Genomic DNA, 17,283 nt, shown 5'->3' on the forward strand with positions numbered 1-17,283 from the left:
CGTCCACCCTTCCACCGTGGCCGCGAGTTGTCGCCATGTGCGCGCCGACGTGTCGGGTCCGGTCCTGCCGGCTGCGGGAGGACGTACGATCCTTGGCGAGGAGAGGTGAGGAATGGCTCGCATCACGATCGCCGACATCGCCGACCGCGCCGGGGTGTCGACCGGAGCCGTCTCGTACGCCCTGAACGACCGGCCGGGGGTCTCGGCACGGACGCGCGAGCGCATCCTCGCGATCGCCGCCGAGATGGGCTGGCGGCCCAGCCAGGCGGCGCGGTCGCTGTCCGGCGCGCGGGCCGAGACCATCGGCCTGATCCTGGCGCGGGCGCCGGAGACCCTCGGGTTCGAGTCGTTCTACATGCAGTTCGTGGCCGGCATCGAGCAGGTGCTCTCCGAGCGGTCCTACGGACTGCTCCTGCAGGTCGTGCCCGACGTCGACGCCGAGATCGCGGCGCACCGGCGGTGGCGTGCGGCCCGCCGGGTCGACGGCGTCGTGGTGGTGGACCCGCGCCAGGACGACCCCCGGCTCCCGCTGCTCACCGACGCCGACGCCCTGCCCGCCGTCGTCGTGGGGGACCCGTCCCTCGCCGGCGGTGCCACCGCGGTCTGGACCGACGACGCCGCGGCGCTGCGCGAGTGCGTCGGCTACCTGGCCGGGCTGGGGCACCGGCGGATCGGTCGGGTGACGGGGACGGAGACGTTCGGGCACACCCACATCCGGGACCTCGCGTTCGACGACGAGACGCGACGGCGGGGGGTGGAGCCCCGCGTGGAGCGCGCCGACTTCACCCCGGAGGCCGGCGCCGCGGCGACGCGCGCGCTGCTCACCGCGGACCGGCCGGTCAGCGCCGTCGTCTTCGACAACGACGTCATGGCGCTCGCGGGGCTCGGCGTCGCCAACGAGCTGGGCGTGCGCGTCCCGCAGGACCTCTCGCTGGTGGCTTGGGACGACTCACCGCTGTGCGAGGCCGCGTTCCCGCAGCTCACCGCCCTGAGCCACGACGTGACCAGCTACGGGGCGCACGTCGCCCGCCGGCTCTTCGAGCGGATCGAGGGAGCTCCGCACGGGAGCTTCCTCGACGCCACCCCGGTGCTCCGGGTGCGCGGCTCGACCGGTCCGGCTCCCGCGGAGTCCTGACCGGCGCTCGTCCCGACGGGGGCGAAGCGACGAGGCATCGATCCGGCGGTGGTGGTTGACCGCCGATAACTTAACCGCTTAAGGTGAGCGTCGTCACCCCGTCAACGACGACCGGAATCGAGCACGACATGGCAACGAGGCACCTCATCCCCGGCGCGGCCGTCACCGCGGCCGCTGCGCTCGCGCTGTCCGCCTGCGGTGGCGGCACCGACCCGGGCGGGTCCGCCGACGACGGCGAGCCGTCGGGCGAGATCACCGTCATCACCCAGCGCACCGACATCGTCGACACCGTCTTCATGGACTACAAGGAGCGGTTCGAGGCCGAGTACCCCGACGTCACCGTCGAGTTCGAGGCGCTCACCGACTACGAGGGCGAGATCGCCGTCCGGATGAACACGGCGGACTACGGCGACGTCCTGCTCATCCCCAACAGCGTCACCCCCGACCAGCTCGGCACCTACTTCGAGCCGCTGGGCACCGTGGAGGAGCTGAGCGAGAAGTACCGCCTGGTCGAGGAGAAGGCCTACGACGGACAGGGCTACGGCGTCTCCATCACCGTCAACACCCAGGGCCTGGTCTACAACAAGAAGGTCTGGGAGGCCGCCGGCATCACCGACCTGCCGACCACGCCGGACGAGTTCCTCGACGACCTGCAGGCCATCGCCGACAGCACCGACGCGGTGCCGTACTACACGAACTACGCCGACGGCTGGCCGCTGAGCCAGTGGGACGGCAACCGGGGCGCCATGGGCGACCCCGAGTACCAGAACACGCACGTCGCCCACAGCGACACGCCCTGGGCCGCCGACGAGTGGCACGGCATCTCCGACGGGCTGCTGTTCGACATCGTGGCGAACGGCCTCAGCGAGGAGGACCCGACCACCACGAACTGGGAGGAGTCCAAGACCCTCCTGGGTTCCGGGGAGGTCGCCACGATGCTCCTGGGCTCCTGGGCCATCACCCAGATGCAGCAGGCTGCCGAGGACGCCGGCGCCTCGGCGGACGACATCGGCTACATGCCGTTCCCGTACCAGGTGGACGGCACCTTCCACGCCCAGGTGGCGGGCGACTACAAGAACGCGATCAACGTCAACTCCGAGCACAAGGCCGCCGCCCGCGCCTGGATCGAGTGGTTCGCCGAGGAGTCCGGCTACGCCTACGACGAGGGCGGGATCTCCCCGCTCGTCGACGGCCCGGCGCCCGAGACGCTCGGTGACTTCGACGCCGCCGGCGTGGAGTACGTGGAGATGACGCCGGCCCCTGCGGGTCAGGAGGCCTACGAGTCCGAGGTCGTCAACACCGCCGAGATCGACCTGTACGGGAACATCTACCGCCAGGAGCTCGTCGACGTCGCCCGCGGTGCCGCGGACGGCGACAAGGAGTCCTTCTTCGCCGAGCTGAACCAGCGCTGGGCCGACGCCCGCGCCGCCGTCGGCGAGTGACCGAGCTCCCCGGTGCGGCGGAGGACCTCCGCCGCACCGGGGCCCAGCGAGAGGAGGACCGCCATGTCGACGGTCTCGTCCCCGGTCCGTGGGGCGGCAGTCCGCACCACGGCCACCCCGCCCCCGGCGCCACGACGGCGCGGGCCGGGCCGCGGCTGGAGGGTCACGCCGTGGCTCTTCCTCGCGGCACCCCTCGGCCTGCTGGTGCTGTTCACGTACGTCCCCGTGGCCAACATGGTCTGGTACAGCTTCACGAGCTGGAACGGGATGGCGCCCGTCAAGGAACCCGTCGGGCTGGAGAACTACCAGCGGATCTTCACCGACCCGGACATGTTCAGCGTCTTCCTCGTGAGCCTGTACTACCTGGCGGGCGCCTTCCTGCAGCTCGGGCTCGCGCTGTACTTCGCGACGATCCTCAGCTTCCGCACCCGGGCACGGAACTTCTTCAAGGGGATCATCTTCTTCCCCTACCTGATCAACGGGGTCGCGATCGGCCTGGTGTTCCTGTTCTTCCTGCGCCCGGGCGGCACCCTGGACGCCCTGCTCGCCCTCGTCGGGGTCGCCGAGCCTCCCCAGTGGCTGGGGAACCCCGACCTGGCGAACGTCTCGTTGGCCTCGACCAGCGTGTGGCGCTACATGGGCCTCAACTTCGTGCTGTTCCTCGGGGCGATCCAGTCGATCCCGCACGAGCTCTACGAGGCCGCGGACCTCGACGGCGCCACGAGCTGGCAGAAGTTCCGCTACATCATCGCGCCAGGGATCAAGCAGGTGATCGGCCTGACCACGATCCTGGCGATCTCCGGGTCGCTGGCCGTGTTCGAGATCCCCTGGATCATGACCGGCGGGGCCAACGGCACCACGACGTTCGTCATCCAGACCGTCCAGCAAGCCTTCGAGTTCAAGAAGTTCGGTCTCGCGTCGGCGATGGCCGTGGTGCTGCTGCTCATCGTGCTGCTCATCACCTGGATCCAGCGCCGGATCTTCCCCGACGAGAAGGTGGACCTGACATGAGCACGACGACGCTGCCCGGACGGACGGGTCCCGTCGAACGGACGGTGCTGCGGCTGCGGCACGGCGTGCGTGCGCTGCACCCGCTCCTCGGGCCCGTGGCCACCACCGCGAAGTACGCCAGCCTGGTCGTGGCCTGCGCCGCCGCGATCATCCCGCTGGTGACCGTCTTCATGGCGGCCTTCAAGACCAAGGAGGAGTTCGCGACCACCGACCCCCTCACCCCGCCGACGACCTGGACGAACCTCGACAACTTCGTCACGGCCTTCACCCAGGGCGGCATGGTGCAGGGGTTCGTCAACACCTCGATCATCCTCGTGGTGGCGCTCGTCGGCACCATCGTCATCGGCACGATGACGGCCTACGCCGTCGACCGCTTCGACTTCCGTGGACGGCGCCTGGTCATGGGCGCGTTCCTGCTCGCCACGCTCGTGCCGGCGGTGACCACGCAGGTCGCCACGTTCCAGGTGGTCAACGGCCTGGGGCTGTTCAACACCCGGTGGGCCGCGATCGTGCTGTTCACGGGGACCGACATCATCTCGATCTACATCTTCCTGCAGTTCATGCGGGGCATCTCGCGGTCGCTGGACGAGGCCGCGATGCTCGACGGCGCGAACCGCCTGACCATCTACGCACGGATCATCTTCCCGCTGCTGCGGCCGGCGATCGCGACCGTCGTCATCGTCAAGGGCATCGCGATCTACAACGAGTACTACATCCCGTTCCTCTACATGCCCTCGCGCGACCTCGGCGTCGTCTCGACCTCGCTGTTCCGGTTCATGGGCCCGTTCGGCGCCCAGTGGGAGATCATCTCCGCCGGCGCCGTGCTCGTGATCGTCCCGACCCTCGTCGCGTTCCTCCTGCTGCAGCGGCAGATCTACAGCGGACTGACCTCCGGAGCCACCAAGTGACCCACCCTTCCCCCCGCCGCACCGCACCGCTCCACACCGGGTGGACCGCCCGGAGCACGAGCCCCCGCGTCCCCGAGCACCTGGCCGAGCACCTCGCCGGCCCGGGGGTCGCGGCCACCGTGCCGGGCTGCATCCACACCGACCTCCTGGCCGCCGGGCTGATCCCCGACCCGTACCTCGACGACCACGAGCGCCTGCTCGGCTGGATCGGCCGGTGCGACTGGGAGTACACGACGACCTTCACGCACGCCGCCGGTCCGGACGACGCCCGCCACGAGCTGGCGTTCGACGGCCTGGACACCGTCGCGACCGTGCTGCTCAACGGCACCGAGGTCGCCCGCACCGCGAACCAGCACCGCTCCTACCGGTTCGACGTCACGGAGCTGCTGACCGACGGCGACAACGAGCTCGTGGTGCGGTTCACCGCCCCGGTGCCGTACGCCGACGCCCAGAGCCTCGCGCTCGGCCAGCGGCCCCAGGTCAACCACCACCCGTTCAACGCGATGCGCAAGATGGCGTCCAACTTCGGCTGGGACTGGGGGATCGACGTCGCCACCGTGGGCATCTGGCGCCCGGTGCGCCTCGAGTCGTGGCGCGCCGCTCGCCTCGGCGCGGTCCGCGTGCTCGCGACGGCGTCGTCGGGCACCGCGGAGACCGGCCGGGGGACCGGTCCGCGGACGCCGGACGACGGCGCTCGCGGGCACCTGGAGGTCCGCGCGGACGTGGCGGCGGCGCCCGGTGGGGTGGGCGGGACCGCCGACGTGTCGGTCCGGCTCGCCGGCCGCCAGGTCGACCTGACGGGTACCGCCACCGTCCCCGCGAGCGGGGGGACCGCCGTCGTCCACCTCGAGGTGCCCGACGTCGACCGTTGGTGGCCACGCGGGCACGGCGCCCAGCCGCTGTACGACGTCGAGGTGGGCCTCGCCGTCGGCGGCGCGGTCGTCGACACGTGGCGGGGCCGTACCGGCTTCCGCTCGACCCGGCTGGACCAGGTCCCGGACGACGACGGCACCTCGTTCACGCTGGTGGTCAACGACCGCCCGGTGTGGGTCAAGGGTGCCAACTGGATCCCGGACGACGCGTTCGTGCACCGCGTGGACCGGGCGCGGTACGCCCGCCGGCTCGACCAGGCCGAGCACGCGGGCATCAACCTGCTGCGCGTGTGGGGCGGTGGCATCTACGAGGCGGACGACTTCTACGAGCTGTGCGACGAGCGCGGCATCCTCACCTGGCAGGACTTCGCCTTCGCCTGCGCCGCCTACAGCGAGGACGAGCCGCTGCGCTCCGAGGTGGAGGCGGAGGCCCGCGAGAACGTCGCCCGGTTGACGCCGCACCCCTCGCTGGTGCTGTGGAACGGCTCCAACGAGAACGTCTGGGGCGTGCAGGAGTGGGGCTGGGAGCCCCTCCTGGAGGGCAGGTCGTGGGGATGGGGCTACTACTCCGAGCTGCTGCCGACCGTCGTGGCCGAGGTCGACGGCACGCGGCCCTACACGCCGTCGTCGCCGTGGTCCGAGGACCCGGCCGTGCACCCGAACGACCCCGACCACGGCTCCATGCACTCCTGGGAGGTGTGGAACCGGCTGGACTGGACCCGCTACCGCGACGACGTCCCGCGGTTCATGGCGGAGTTCGGCTGGCAGGGGCCGCCGACGTGGGCGACGCTCACCCGCGCCGTCAGCGACGACCCGCTGACCCCTGAGTCACCCGGCATGCAGGTGCACCAGAAGGCGATGGAGGGCAACAAGAAGCTCAGCCTCGGGCTCGTGCCGCACCTCGCGCTGCCGGACGACATGGAGGACTGGCACTGGGCGATGTCGTGGAACCAGGCCACGGCGGTGCAGGTCGCCGTGGAGCACCTGCGCTCCTGGGCGCCGCGCTGCACGGGCTCGGTGGTGTGGCAGCTCAACGACTGCTGGCCGGTGACGTCCTGGGCGGCGGTGGACGGCGACGAGCGCCCGAAGCCCCTGCTGTTCGCGCTGCGGCACGCACACGCCGACCGCTTGGTCACCGTGCAGCCTCGCCGGACGCACGGGCGCGACGGCCTCGCCGCGGTGCTCGTCAACGACAGCGACGAGCGCTGGACGGGCGACGTCGTCGTGCAGCGTCTCGACGACGCCGGCACGGAGCTCGCCAAGACCTGCGAGCGCGTGGACGTGGCGCCGCGTTCCACGCACACGCTGCCGCTGCCCGACGACGTCGCCGGAGCGGGCGAGGCGGGCGGCGAGCTCGTCCGCGCCCACCTGGGCGACGTGCGCGGGCTGTGGTTCTTCGCCGAGCCGCGCGACTCGGCGCTCGCCGCCCCCGTGCTCGAGACCACGGTGGAACCCACCGGTGACGGGTACCGGCTCCGGGTGCGGGCGCAGAACCTGGTGCGGGACCTGACGCTGCTCGCCGACAAGCTCCACCCGGACGCGCGCGTGGACGACCAGCTGGTCACGCTGCTGCCCGGCGAGGAGGTCGCCCTGCACGTCACGGTGCCCGACGGCGTCACGCTCGACGCCGAGGCGATGGTGGCCCCGACCGTCCTGCGATCGCTCAACCAGCTCGTGGTGGCTGGCCGATGACCGGGCCGACGACCGGCCCGGTGGCCGGCCGGGCACCCGTGGTGCCGCTGCCCGGCGGCCCCGTGCTCGGGATGACGTGGGGCTGGACCGGGGTCCGTGGCACGTGGGCCACGCCGGAGGCCGAGCGGTCGATGGACGCGATGGTCGAGTCGCTGGCCACCACCTGGACGGCGGTGACGTACGCCGCCGAGCAGGCCACCGCGCAGTCCACCGAGATCCCGTTCCGGGACGCCCCGGCGCTCACGGACGACGAGGTGCGCTGGGCGGTGCGCGCGGCGAAGGCGCGCGGGCAGCGCGTGTGCCTCAAGCCGGTGGTCAACGTGGCCGACGGCACGTGGCGCGCCCACATCGGGTTCCTCGAGCCGGACGTGCCGCACGAACCGACGTGGTCGCAGTGGTTCGCCGCGTACACGGAGTTCGTGGTGCACCACGCCAGGATCGCGGCCGCCGAGGGTGCGGAGATGTTCTGCGTGGGCTGCGAGATGGTCCGCGCCGACGCCCACGCCGACCACTGGCGGGCCGTCGTCGCGGCCGTGCGCGAGGTCTACGACGGGTTGATCACCTACAACTGCGACAAGTACCAGGAGGACCGGCTGACCTGGTGGGACGCCGTCGACGTGATGAGCGCGTCCGGCTACTACCCGCTGGGGCAGTGGGAGGCGCAGCTCGACCGCATCGAGGAGGTCGTCGCCCGGGAGGGCAAGCCGTTCTTCTTCATGGAGACCGGCTGCCCCAGCCGGTCCGGCTCGGCGGCGCTGCCCAACGACTGGACCCTCGCCGGCGCGCCGGACCCCGCCGAGCAGGAGCGCTGGTACGCCGACATGCTCGCCGCCACGGCCGCGCGGCCCTGGGTGCAGGGCTGGGTGCTGTGGGACTGGCCCGCCGGACTCTACGCGCCGCAGGATGCGGCGACGGACGACGACTACTGCCCCTACGGCAAGCCGGCTGCCGACGTGATCGCGGCGACGTACCGCCGGCTCGGCGGGGGAGGCACGAGCGCATGAGCGGCCGCACCGGCCTGCACCACCTGCGTGCCGGCGGCGTCAGCCTCGTGCTCGACGTGGCCGACGGCCGCCTGCCGGTGGTCGTGCACTGGGGGACCGACCTCGGCGAGCTCACCGACGCCGAGCTGCACGCGCTCGCCCTCGGCGTCGCGCCGCAGCCGTTCGGGTACCCCGTCGACGGGCCGATGCCCGTGTCCGTGCTGCCGGAGGCCTCGACCGGGTGGCCGGGCGTGCGCGGGGTGGCCGGGCACCGGGCCGGGGCCGCGCCGTCGACCCGGTTCGCCGTCACGGCGGTCGAGCGCGACGAGCGCCCCGCACCGTGGGCGTCGGGCCTGACCGTCCACGCCACCGACGACGCGGCCGGGCTCGACCTGCGCCTGGAGATCGAGCAGGCGCACACCGGACTCCTCCGGCTACGGGCGGCCATCACCTCCCGCGCCGGCGACGTGTACGACCTGGCCGGCGTGCTGCCCGCGCTGCCCGTGCCCGCCCGGGCCACCGAGCTCCTCGACTTCACCGGTCACCAGCTCCGCGAGCGGGCCCCGCAGCGGCAACCGTTCGCGCACGGCACGCACGAGCGCAGCGGGCACCGGGGGCGGCCCGGGTTCGACAGCGGGTTCCTCCTCTGCGCCGGCGAACCGGGGTTCGGCGCCCGGTCCGGTGAGGTCTGGGGCGTGCACCCCGGCTGGTCCGGCAACCAGCGGATGCTCGCCGAGCGGAGCCACCACGGCGTGTCCCTGCTGGCCGCCGGCGAGCTGCTCGAGCCCGGCGAGGTCCGGCTCGGACCCGACGAGAGCTATGTCTCGCCGTGGACGTACGCCACCTACGGGGTGGGGCTCGACGACGCCGGCGCGCGGGTGCACGACTGGCTGCGCGCCCGGCCCGAGCATCCCCGCAGCCCTCGCCCCGTGGTCGTCAACACGTGGGAGGCGGTCACGTTCGACCACTCCCTCGACCGGCTGACGGCGCTCGCGGACGCCGCCGCCGAGGTGGGCGCGGAACGGTTCGTCCTCGACGACGGCTGGTTCGGCGCGCGGCGCGACGACTCCACCGGGCTGGGCGACTGGACGGTGGCGCGCGACGTCTACCCCGACGGGCTGTGGCCGCTGGTGGACCACGTGCGCGCACTGGGCATGGACGTCGGCCTCTGGGTGGAGCCGGAGATGGTCAACCCCGACTCCGACCTCGCCCGCGCCCACCCCGAGTGGGTGCTCACCGGGGCGGGCGGGCGCCTGCCCGGCGCGGCCCGGAACCAGCAGGTCCTCGACCTCGCCGACCCGGGGGCGTTCGACCACGTGCTCGTCCGGCTCGACGCGCTGCTCGCCGAGTACCCGATCGCGTGCCTCAAGTGGGACCACAACCGGGAGGTCGGCGAGGCCGGGCTGCCGCCGTCGGGCCGCGGTGCCGTCCACGCCCAGACGCACGCCGTCCTGCGGCTGATGGACACGCTGCGCGCGCGGCACCCCGGCCTGGAGATCGAGACGTGCGCCTCGGGCGGCGGGCGCGTCGACCTCGGCATCCTGCAGCACACCGACCGGGTGTGGGCGTCGGACTCCACCGACGCCCACGAGCGCACCGCGATCCAGCGCTGGACCTCCCTGCTGGTGCCGTACGAGCTGCTCGGTGCGCACGTCTCCGCCCCCGTGGCGCCGACGTCGGACCGGGCGCTGCCCCTGGACTTCCGGTGCGCCGTCGCGCTGTTCGGGCACTTCGGCATCGAGTGGGACGTCACCGAGGCCGATGCGGCCGAGCGGCGGCGGCTGGCCGAGTGGGTGGCGCTCTTCCAGGAGCGGCGCGCGCTGCTGCACTCCGGCCGCGTGGTGCACGCGGACGTCCCGGACCCGGCCTACGACCTGCACGGCGTCGTCGCGCACGACGGTTCCGAGGCCCTGTACGCCTGGGTGTGCACGGCGTCGTCGGACACCTGGCCGCCACCGCCGGTACGGCTGCCGGGTCTGAGCGCGGACCGGACGTACCGCGTGGCGCTCGACGGCCCGGTGCGCGAGCTCGACGGCATCGCCGCCCGGTGGGGCGTGCCGCTGCCCTGGGTCGAGGCCGGGGGAGCGGTGCTGCCGGGTCGCGTCCTGGGCGAGGTGGGCCTGGCGATGCCGGTGCTGTTTCCCGACCGCGCGGTCCTGCTGCGGGTCACACCGGCCGGGTGAAGACCCGGTCGACGGCCCCGAGCGGGATCGGCAGCCACTGCGGGCGGTGGTGGGTCTCGTAGACCACCTCGTACAGCGCCTTGTCGAGGACCAGCGCCCGGAGCACCAGCTCCGCGGTGTCGTCCGTCATGCCCGACGGCGGCACCCGCCCCGAGCGGTACCCGGTCAGGAACGCGCCGGTAGCCTCCGCCTGCCAGGTCGCCGGGTCCGGTGCGGCACCGACCGCGGCGGCGTAGTCGAACGACCGCAGCATCCCGGCGACGTCACGCCACGGCAGGTCCGGACGGGTCCGCTCGGCCACGGGGCGCTGCGGCTCGCCCTCGAAGTCGAGGACCTTCCACGCGCCGTCGCCGAACAGCGTCTGGCCGAGGTGCAGGTCGCCGTGGATGCGCTGGGTCGGGACGGGCTCGGCGAGGGCCCCCAGCCGCTCCTCGAGCGCGTCCAGCAGGGACGCGATCTCGCCGGTGTGGTCCGCCAGCGACGGCGCGTCGGCCACGGCGCGGGCCGCCCGGCCGCGCAGCCCGGCCACGAAGGCCGCGGCGTCGAGCGGAGGCCCGGTCGGCAGCACGCGCGCCATCCGTTCGTGCAGCTCGGCGACCAGCCGGCCGAGCGCCGTCGCATGGGCGGTGAAGGACTCGCCGCGGCTCGCGAGGTCGCACGCCAGCTCGAACCCGTCGACCGCGTGCGGCACGAGCTCGGACATGATCGCCAGGTGCACCGGCACCGGTACCGCCCCGTCGGCGTCGCCGGTCTCGATCTCGAGCGCGCCCAGGAACCGCGGCACACCGTCCCAGCCGTCCTCGGTCAGGGCCTGGGGCACCACGACGTCCGGGTGCGGCCCGTCCGCGACCGTCCGCAGGATCTTCAGCATCCCGCCCGCGCCTCCCGCCGACGGGACGCCCGGCAGGATCACCGAGGTGTTCGACTGCTCGCCGGCCAGCACGCGTCCGCGATCGGTCAGCGTCGTCGCGGGGCCCTCGATGCCCATCGCCCGGGCCAGGGTGAGCCAGCAGACCGGGTGCGCGCCGCCGTCGTGCACGGCGACGTCGCCGGACGACGTCGCCACCGTGTCGATGTACCCGGGTCCGGGCGCGGCCGGGTCGGAGAGCACGAGCGGCACCTGCACCGTGACGGCGCCGCCGGGCAGCGCGTCGCCCTCCAGCCGGGTGAGCAGCAGCACGACGTCCGCCGACGTCGCCTCGAGGGTCTCGCCGTCGGGTCCGGTGGTGGTCTCGCCGTCGTCGCCGGGGTCGAAGGTGACGGCCAGCCACGGCTCGGCGTGGACCTCGCCGCGCCCGGGGTACCAGCGCCGCGTGGGCAGCCACGTGGCCAGCAGGGCCTCGACGCTCGGGTCGGGTCCCTGCGCGGCTGCCCGCACGGCGAGATCGGTCATGACGACTCGCCTGCCCGCGTCGGCTCGGTCCGGTCCTTGGAGGGGTCGTCGGGCGGGGTGGCCACCAGCCAGTAGAAGTCGCGGGACCCCCACGAGAGACTCACGCGCCCGTCGGGGCCGACGTCCGGGAACTTCCCGCCACCGAACAGGTCGGTGAGCGACCAGCCCTCGAGGCCCTCCAGCGTGATCGCCGCGGACCGCGCGGTGGCCGACAGGTTCGCCGCGACCACCAGCGTCTCGCCCTCCGTGCGGGTGAAGGCCAGGATCGCCTCGTCGTCGGCCTCGCACGCGGCGAAGGCCCCCGTGCCGAACGCCGGGTGGAGACGCCGCACGGCCAGCATGCCGTGCACCCAGTGCAGCAGCGACGACGGCTGCGCCAGCTGCGCCTCGACGTTCGTGTGCTGGTAGTGGTGCACCATCGACTGGATCAGCGGCAGGTAGAGCTTGCCCGGGTCGGACGTGGAGAAGCCCGCGTTGCGGTCCGGGGTCCACTGCATCGGGGTGCGCACGGCGTCGCGGTCGGGCAGCCAGATGTTGTCGCCCATGCCGATCTCGTCGCCGTAGTACAGGCACGGGCTGCCGGGCAGGGAGAGCAGCAGGGCGTGGACGAGCTCGATCTCCTTGCGCGAGTTGTCCAGCAACGGGGCGAGCCGACGGCGGATGCCCACGTTCGCGCGCATGCGCGGGTCGTGCGCATACCAGCCGTACATGGCGGCGCGTTCCTCCGTGGAGACCATCTCCAGGGTGAGCTCGTCGTGGTTGCGCAGGAACGTGCTCCACTGGCCCCCCGGGGCGGGGATGTCCGGCGTGTCGGCCAGGATGTCCAGGAGCTGGTTGGCCCGCTGGTCCTTCACCGAGTAGAAGATGCGCGGCATGACCGGGAAGTGGAAGCACATGTGGCACTCGGGCTCCTCGTCGGTGCCGAAGTACTCCACGACGTCGCGCGGCCACTGGTTGGCCTCGGCCAGCATGATCCGGCCGGGGAACTCGTCGTCGATCATCCGCCGTACCTGGCGCAGGAACTGGTGCGTGCGGGGCAGGTTCTCGCAGTTGGTGCCCTCCTCCTCGAAGAGGTAGGGCACGGCGTCGAGGCGGAAGCCGTCCACGCCGATCCGCAGCCAGAACCGGGCGACGTCGATCATCGCCTGCGTCACCTTGGGGTTCTCGAAGTTGAGGTCCGGCTGGTGGTGGAAGAACCGGTGCCAGTAGTACTGCCTGCGCACCGGGTCGAACGTCCAGTTCGACGTCTCGGTGTCGACGAAGATGATCCGCGCGTCCTCGTAGCGCGTGTCGTCCTCGGACCACACGTAGAAGTCGCCGTACGGTCCCTCGGGGTCCGAGCGGGACGCCTGGAACCACGGGTGCTGGTCGCTCGTGTGGTTCATGACCAGGTCGATCACCACGCGGATGCCGCGGGCGTGCGCCGCCTCGATGAGGCGCTGGAAGTCCTGCAGCGTGCCGTACTGGGGGGCGATCGCCGTGAAGTCCGCGACGTCGTAGCCGCCGTCGCGCTGCGGCGACGGGTAGAAGGGCGGCAGCCACAGGCAGTCCACCCCGAGCCACTGCAGGTAGTCGAGCCGGTCGGCGATCCCGCGCAGGTCGCCCGACCCGGCCCCCTCTGTGTCGGAGAAGGCGCGGACGATGACCTCGTAGAAGACCGCCTTGCGGTACCAGTCCGGGTCGTCGCTCAGGCCCGGCTTGGCCAGCGGCGGCGGCTCCGGCTGCTGGCGCGGGGGCAGCGCCTGCACGGGGATCTGCCGGGTGATGGGGCGGGGGACCTCGACGCCACCGGCGCTCACGGACGCGTTCATGCCGGACCGATCCTCAGGAGATGGGCCACCTGCTGCTGGGGGTCCAGGCGGACGTACGGATGCTCTCCCCAGGGGTAGGACTCCCCGGAGAGCAGGTCGTGCGCCGTGAAGAACGGCTGGTCCTCCACGCCGTCGGGTCGGGTCAGGCCCAGGGCCTCGAGGTCCAGGAGCACGGTCGACTCCTGCACCTGGTGCGGGTCGAGCGTCAGCACGACGAGGACGACGTCGTCCTGGGTGGCACCGGGGTGGCCGGTGGCCGGCAGGTGCTCGGCCCGGACCCGGCGGGAGAAGGCCACGACCTGGTCGTTGGTGGTCGGGTGGACGGCGAGGTTGCGCAGCTGCTGCAGGGCGGGGTGCGCGCGGCGGATCTCGTTGAGGCGCCCCAGGAGCATCGAGATGCCGATCTCGTCGGCCCGCCCCCAGTCCCGTGGCCGGTACTCGTACTTCTCGTTGTCGATCTGCTCGTCGGCGCCGGGCCGGGGCACGTCCTCGACCAGCTCGTAGCCGGAGTAGATCCCCCAGGTGGGGGCGCCGGTCGCCGCGAGGACCGCGCGGATCGCGAAGCCCGCGACGCCGCTCTGCTGCAGGTACGGCGGCAGGATGTCGTGGGTGGTCGGCCAGAAGCTGGGCCGCATCACCGACCCGGCCTCGCCCGAGACCTCCTCGAGGTACTCGAGCACCTCCTCCTTGGTGTTGCGCCAGGTGAAGTACGTGTACGACTGGTGGAAGCCGATCCGGGCGAGGGTGGCCATCATGGCGGGCTTGGTGAACGCCTCCGACAGGAAGATCACGTCCGGGTCGGTCGCGTGGACCTCCGCCAGCAGCCACTCCCAGACGTCCAGGGGCTTGGTGTGCGGGTTGTCCACGCGGAACAGCGTGACGCCGCGGTCGATCCACCGCCGCACGACGCGCAGGACCTCGGCGTAGATGCCGGCCGGGTCCCTGTCGAAGTTCAGCGGGTAGATGTCCTGGTACTTCTTGGGCGGGTTCTCGGCGTACGCGATCGACCCGTCGGCGCGGACGGTGAACCACTCCGGGTGCTCGGTGACCCAGGGGTGGTCGGGCGAGCACTGGAGCGCCAGGTCGAGCGCCACCTCCAGGCCGTTCTCCCGGGCCTCCGCGACGAACGCCTTGAAGCCGCGCTCCGTTCCGAGCTCCGGGTGGATGGCGTCGTGCCCGCCCTCCGGCGAACCGATCGCGTAGGGGCTGCCCGGGTCGCCGGGCTGGGCGTCGAGCGTGTTGTTGCGGCCCTTGCGGAACGTGGTGCCGATGGGGTGGATCGGGGTGAGGTAGACGACGTCGAACCCCATGGCCGCGATGGCGGGCAGCCGCTTCGCCGCGGAGACGAACGTCCCCGACCGCCAGGTGCCGTCGCGCCGCTGCGTGGCGCCCTCGGACCGGGGGAACATCTCGTACCAGGCGCCGGCCAGCGCCAGACGCCGGTGGACGCGCAGGGGATAGGTGGCGCTCGGGCTCATGAGGCGCCGCAGCGGGATGCGCCGCAGCGCGTCCCGGACGTCGTGGGTGGTGGCCATCGCGAGGCGCGCCTCCGCGGGGCGGGTGGTGTCGGCGAGCTCGCGGGCCACGTCGGCGAGCAGCGCGGCGTCCTGCGGGGTCCGGCGTCGCTGGAGGCTCTTGACGGTGATCTGCTCGAAGAGCCGCGCGCCCTCGGCGAGCATGAGGTCGACGTCCTGCCCGGCACCGACCTTGATCGTCGCGTCGTGCGCCCACGTGGCGTAGGGGTCCGACCAGGCCTCGACCCGGAACGACCAGTCGCCCGTGTCGTCGGGCTGGAGGAACCCGCGGAACCGGTCGAGACCCGGTGCGACGTCCTCCATCGGTGCCCACGAGTGGACCCGGCCGTCCGGGCCGAACAGGACGGCGGTGGCGGCCACGGCGTCGTGCCCCTCGCGGAACACCGTCGCCTCGACGGGCACGACCTCGCCGGGGGTGGCCTTGGCGGGCCACCTGCCTCCCTCGACGACGGGGGAGACCTCGATGACAGGGATGCGTCCGATGGGCCGGGGCGGTGCTGGCTGGGGCGACGTCACAGCCCCCACGCTAGTCACGGCGTCGCTGGTCTGCGCGACAACATGCCCGGAGAACCTGGTCCGGTACCTGTTGTTCACGAGCCGCACCAGGTCAGACGGCGGCCAGCGCACGCCCCGTGACGCGCCCCGTGTGCAGGCAACCGCCCAGGAAGGTGCCCTCGAGCGCCCGGTGCCCGTGCACCCCGCCGCCGCCGAACCCGGCCGCCTCACCGACGGCCCACAGCCCGTCCAGGACGGACCCGTCGGGCCTCAGCACCCGGCCCGACGGGTCGCACCACAGGCCACCGAGAGTCTTGCGCGTCAGCACCGAGAGCCGGACGGCGAGCAGCGGCCCGTCCTTCGGCGTCGTGAGGGGTCGGGGCGGGGACACGCGGATCATCTTGTCGACCCGGAAGTCCCGAGCCGCCCGGGTGGCCACCACCTGGGGGTCCTTGCCGAGCCCCGAGGCCACCTGCGCGTCCCGGGCGCGGACGACGGCGGCCAGGGCGGCCGGGTCCACGTGCCCGGTCGAGCCCGGGGTCGCCTCGGTGAGCGCGTTCATCGCGCCGGCGAGCTCCTCGGGGGTGTCCGCCCAGAGGAACTCGGGGGACTCGCGGGCGAACCGGGCGACCGGTCCCACGGCGCCCGGCAGCACCCGCTGGGCGAGCAGCCGGACGTCCTTCCCGGTCAGGTCGGGGTTCTGCTCCGACCCGGACAGGGCGAACTCCGAGTCCATGATGGCCTTGTTGAGGACGAACCAGGAGTGGTCGTCACCGCGCCGGGTGACGTGCTGCAGCGCGCCGAGGGCGTCGAACCCCGGGAACAGGGGCGCGGGCAGGCGCCGGCCGTCGGCGTCCAGCCACAGCGAGGACGGTCCCGGCAGGATGCGGATGCCGTGGTTCGTCCAGACCGGGGAGTGGTTCGTGATGCCCTCGGGGTAGTGCCACATGCGGTCCTCGTGCACCAGGGCGGCGCCGGCGTCGGCGGCGTGGCCCAGCATCAGGCCGTCGGTGGAGTCGGGGACGCCGGAGAGCATGCGCGCCGGCAGCGTGCCCGCCGCGCGGTCCCACCGGGACCGGGCCAGCTCGTGGTTGGCCCCGATGCCGCCCGAGGCGACGACGACGGCGCCGGCCGAGATCTCCTCGGTGCCCACCACCTCGCGGGTGCTGGGAGCGCCCCGCACCGCGTCGTCGTCGGCCAGGATCTCGGTCCGGACGCCGGTGACGCGCCCGTCCGTCAGGACGAGCTCGACGGCCCGACGGCGGAAGCGCAGGTCGAGCCGTCCGGCCGACCGGGCCTCCAGCGCCGCCTGGACGAAGGGCTCGATGATGGCGGGGCCGGTACCCCACGTGACGTGGAAGCGCGGCACGGTGTTGCCGTGGGCGGTGCCGTGGTCCGGACCGAAGGCGTACCCGCCCCGCTCGGCCCACTGCACCAGCGGGAACCAGCGGACGCCCTTGGCGTGCAACCACGACCGCAGGTCGCCGCTCGCCGTCTCCACGAAGTGCTGCGCCCAGGCGTACCCGTGCCGGTCGGGACCCTCCCCGCGCTCGGCACCCGGCGCGAACCGGGCCGACCCGAGCCAGTCCGCCCACGCGAGCTCGGCGCTGTCGTGGACCCCGAGGCGACGCTGCTCCGGGGAGTCGACGAGGAACAGCCCGCCGAAGGACCACCACGCCTGGCCACCGAGCGAGGCCTCGGGCTCCTGGTCGAGCAGCACCACCCGGCGTCCCGCGGCGGTGAGCTCGGTGGCGGTGACCAGGCCCGACAGACCGGCCCCGATGACGATGACGTCGGCGTCCATGCCCGCAGTCTGCCAGAGC

11 protein-coding genes are annotated in these 17,283 nt (G+C 72.9%); 7 read left to right on the forward strand and 4 right to left on the reverse strand.

Annotation, left to right across the window (positions count from 1 at the left end):
• Positions 1-112 precede the first annotated feature (112 nt).
• The 7 genes from MWU57_RS04025 (at position 113) to MWU57_RS04055 (ending at position 10,226) form a co-directional block, all read left to right on the forward strand.
• Positions 113-1,135: a LacI family DNA-binding transcriptional regulator gene (locus MWU57_RS04025; RefSeq protein ID WP_246907373.1), complete on the forward strand. Its 1,023-nt coding sequence runs from the start codon at positions 113-115 to the stop codon at positions 1,133-1,135.
• Positions 1,136-1,263: 128 nt separating this feature from the next.
• Positions 1,264-2,577, forward strand: a complete 1,314-nt coding sequence (locus MWU57_RS04030) for an ABC transporter substrate-binding protein (protein ID WP_246907374.1) — start codon at positions 1,264-1,266, stop codon at positions 2,575-2,577.
• 63 nt (positions 2,578-2,640) lie between these two features.
• Positions 2,641-3,588 (forward strand): carbohydrate ABC transporter permease, encoded by a 948-nt coding sequence (locus MWU57_RS04035; RefSeq protein WP_106268853.1) that lies wholly within the window; start codon positions 2,641-2,643, stop codon positions 3,586-3,588.
• Positions 3,585-4,496 carry a carbohydrate ABC transporter permease gene (locus tag MWU57_RS04040; protein ID WP_106268851.1) on the forward strand — a complete coding sequence of 304 codons (912 nt, stop codon included), beginning with the start codon at positions 3,585-3,587 and terminating at the stop codon, positions 4,494-4,496. Before MWU57_RS04035 ends, MWU57_RS04040 begins: the two co-directional genes overlap by 4 nt.
• Entirely contained in the window at positions 4,493-7,060 is a 2,568-nt protein-coding gene (locus MWU57_RS04045; protein WP_246907375.1) for a glycoside hydrolase family 2 protein, read from the forward strand. The genes MWU57_RS04040 and MWU57_RS04045 overlap by 4 nt, the downstream gene beginning before the upstream one ends.
• Before the next feature lie 71 nt (positions 7,061-7,131).
• Positions 7,132-8,064 carry a 1,4-beta-xylanase gene (locus MWU57_RS04050; protein ID WP_106269063.1) on the forward strand — a complete coding sequence of 311 codons (933 nt, stop codon included), beginning with the start codon at positions 7,132-7,134 and terminating at the stop codon, positions 8,062-8,064.
• Positions 8,061-10,226, forward strand: a complete 2,166-nt coding sequence (locus MWU57_RS04055; RefSeq protein WP_246907378.1) for an alpha-galactosidase — start codon at positions 8,061-8,063, stop codon at positions 10,224-10,226. Before MWU57_RS04050 ends, MWU57_RS04055 begins: the two co-directional genes overlap by 4 nt.
• Here MWU57_RS04055 and MWU57_RS04060 read toward each other — a convergent pair.
• The 4 genes from MWU57_RS04060 to MWU57_RS04075 all read right to left on the reverse strand — a co-directional run bounded on the left by MWU57_RS04060 (position 10,210) and on the right by MWU57_RS04075 (position 17,264).
• Entirely contained in the window at positions 10,210-11,619 is a 1,410-nt protein-coding gene (locus tag MWU57_RS04060) for a phosphotransferase (protein ID WP_246907380.1), read from the reverse strand. The genes MWU57_RS04055 and MWU57_RS04060 overlap by 17 nt on opposite strands.
• On the reverse strand, positions 11,616-13,430 hold the full coding sequence (treS, locus tag MWU57_RS04065; RefSeq protein WP_246907381.1) for a maltose alpha-D-glucosyltransferase: 1,815 nt from the start codon (positions 13,428-13,430) through the stop codon (positions 11,616-11,618). The genes MWU57_RS04060 and treS overlap by 4 nt, the downstream gene beginning before the upstream one ends.
• Complete coding sequence (locus MWU57_RS04070) at positions 13,427-15,490, reverse strand: alpha-1,4-glucan--maltose-1-phosphate maltosyltransferase (RefSeq protein ID WP_246907382.1); 2,064 nt, start codon at positions 15,488-15,490, stop codon at positions 13,427-13,429. Before MWU57_RS04070 ends, treS begins: the two co-directional genes overlap by 4 nt.
• Before the next feature lie 82 nt (positions 15,491-15,572).
• A complete protein-coding gene (locus MWU57_RS04075; RefSeq protein ID WP_246907383.1) occupies positions 15,573-17,264 on the reverse strand; it encodes an FAD-binding dehydrogenase in 1,692 nt (563 codons plus the stop codon).
• Between the last annotated feature and the right edge of the window lie 19 nt (positions 17,265-17,283).

The sequence above is a fragment of the Isoptericola sp. S6320L genome (assembly GCF_023015685.1).
In the GTDB taxonomy this organism is placed as follows: domain Bacteria; phylum Actinomycetota; class Actinomycetes; order Actinomycetales; family Cellulomonadaceae; genus Isoptericola; species Isoptericola halotolerans_A.

Bases quoted from the DNA above. Each gene is read 5' to 3' on its own strand.
- MWU57_RS04050 (WP_106269063.1), top strand. From the start codon at position 7,132: ATGACGTGGGGCTGGACCGGGGTCCGTGGCACGTGGGCCACGCCGGAG.
- MWU57_RS04035 (WP_106268853.1), top strand. From the start codon at position 2,641: ATGTCGACGGTCTCGTCCCCGGTCCGTGGGGCGGCAGTCCGCACCACG.
- treS (WP_246907381.1), bottom strand. From the start codon at position 13,430: ATGAACGCGTCCGTGAGCGCCGGTGGCGTCGAGGTCCCCCGCCCCATC.
- MWU57_RS04055 (WP_246907378.1), top strand. From the start codon at position 8,061: ATGAGCGGCCGCACCGGCCTGCACCACCTGCGTGCCGGCGGCGTCAGC.
- MWU57_RS04025 (WP_246907373.1), top strand. From the start codon at position 113: ATGGCTCGCATCACGATCGCCGACATCGCCGACCGCGCCGGGGTGTCG.
- MWU57_RS04040 (WP_106268851.1), top strand. From the start codon at position 3,585: ATGAGCACGACGACGCTGCCCGGACGGACGGGTCCCGTCGAACGGACG.
- MWU57_RS04075 (WP_246907383.1), bottom strand. From the start codon at position 17,264: ATGGACGCCGACGTCATCGTCATCGGGGCCGGTCTGTCGGGCCTGGTC.
- MWU57_RS04030 (WP_246907374.1), top strand. From the start codon at position 1,264: ATGGCAACGAGGCACCTCATCCCCGGCGCGGCCGTCACCGCGGCCGCT.
- MWU57_RS04060 (WP_246907380.1), bottom strand. From the start codon at position 11,619: ATGACCGATCTCGCCGTGCGGGCAGCCGCGCAGGGACCCGACCCGAGC.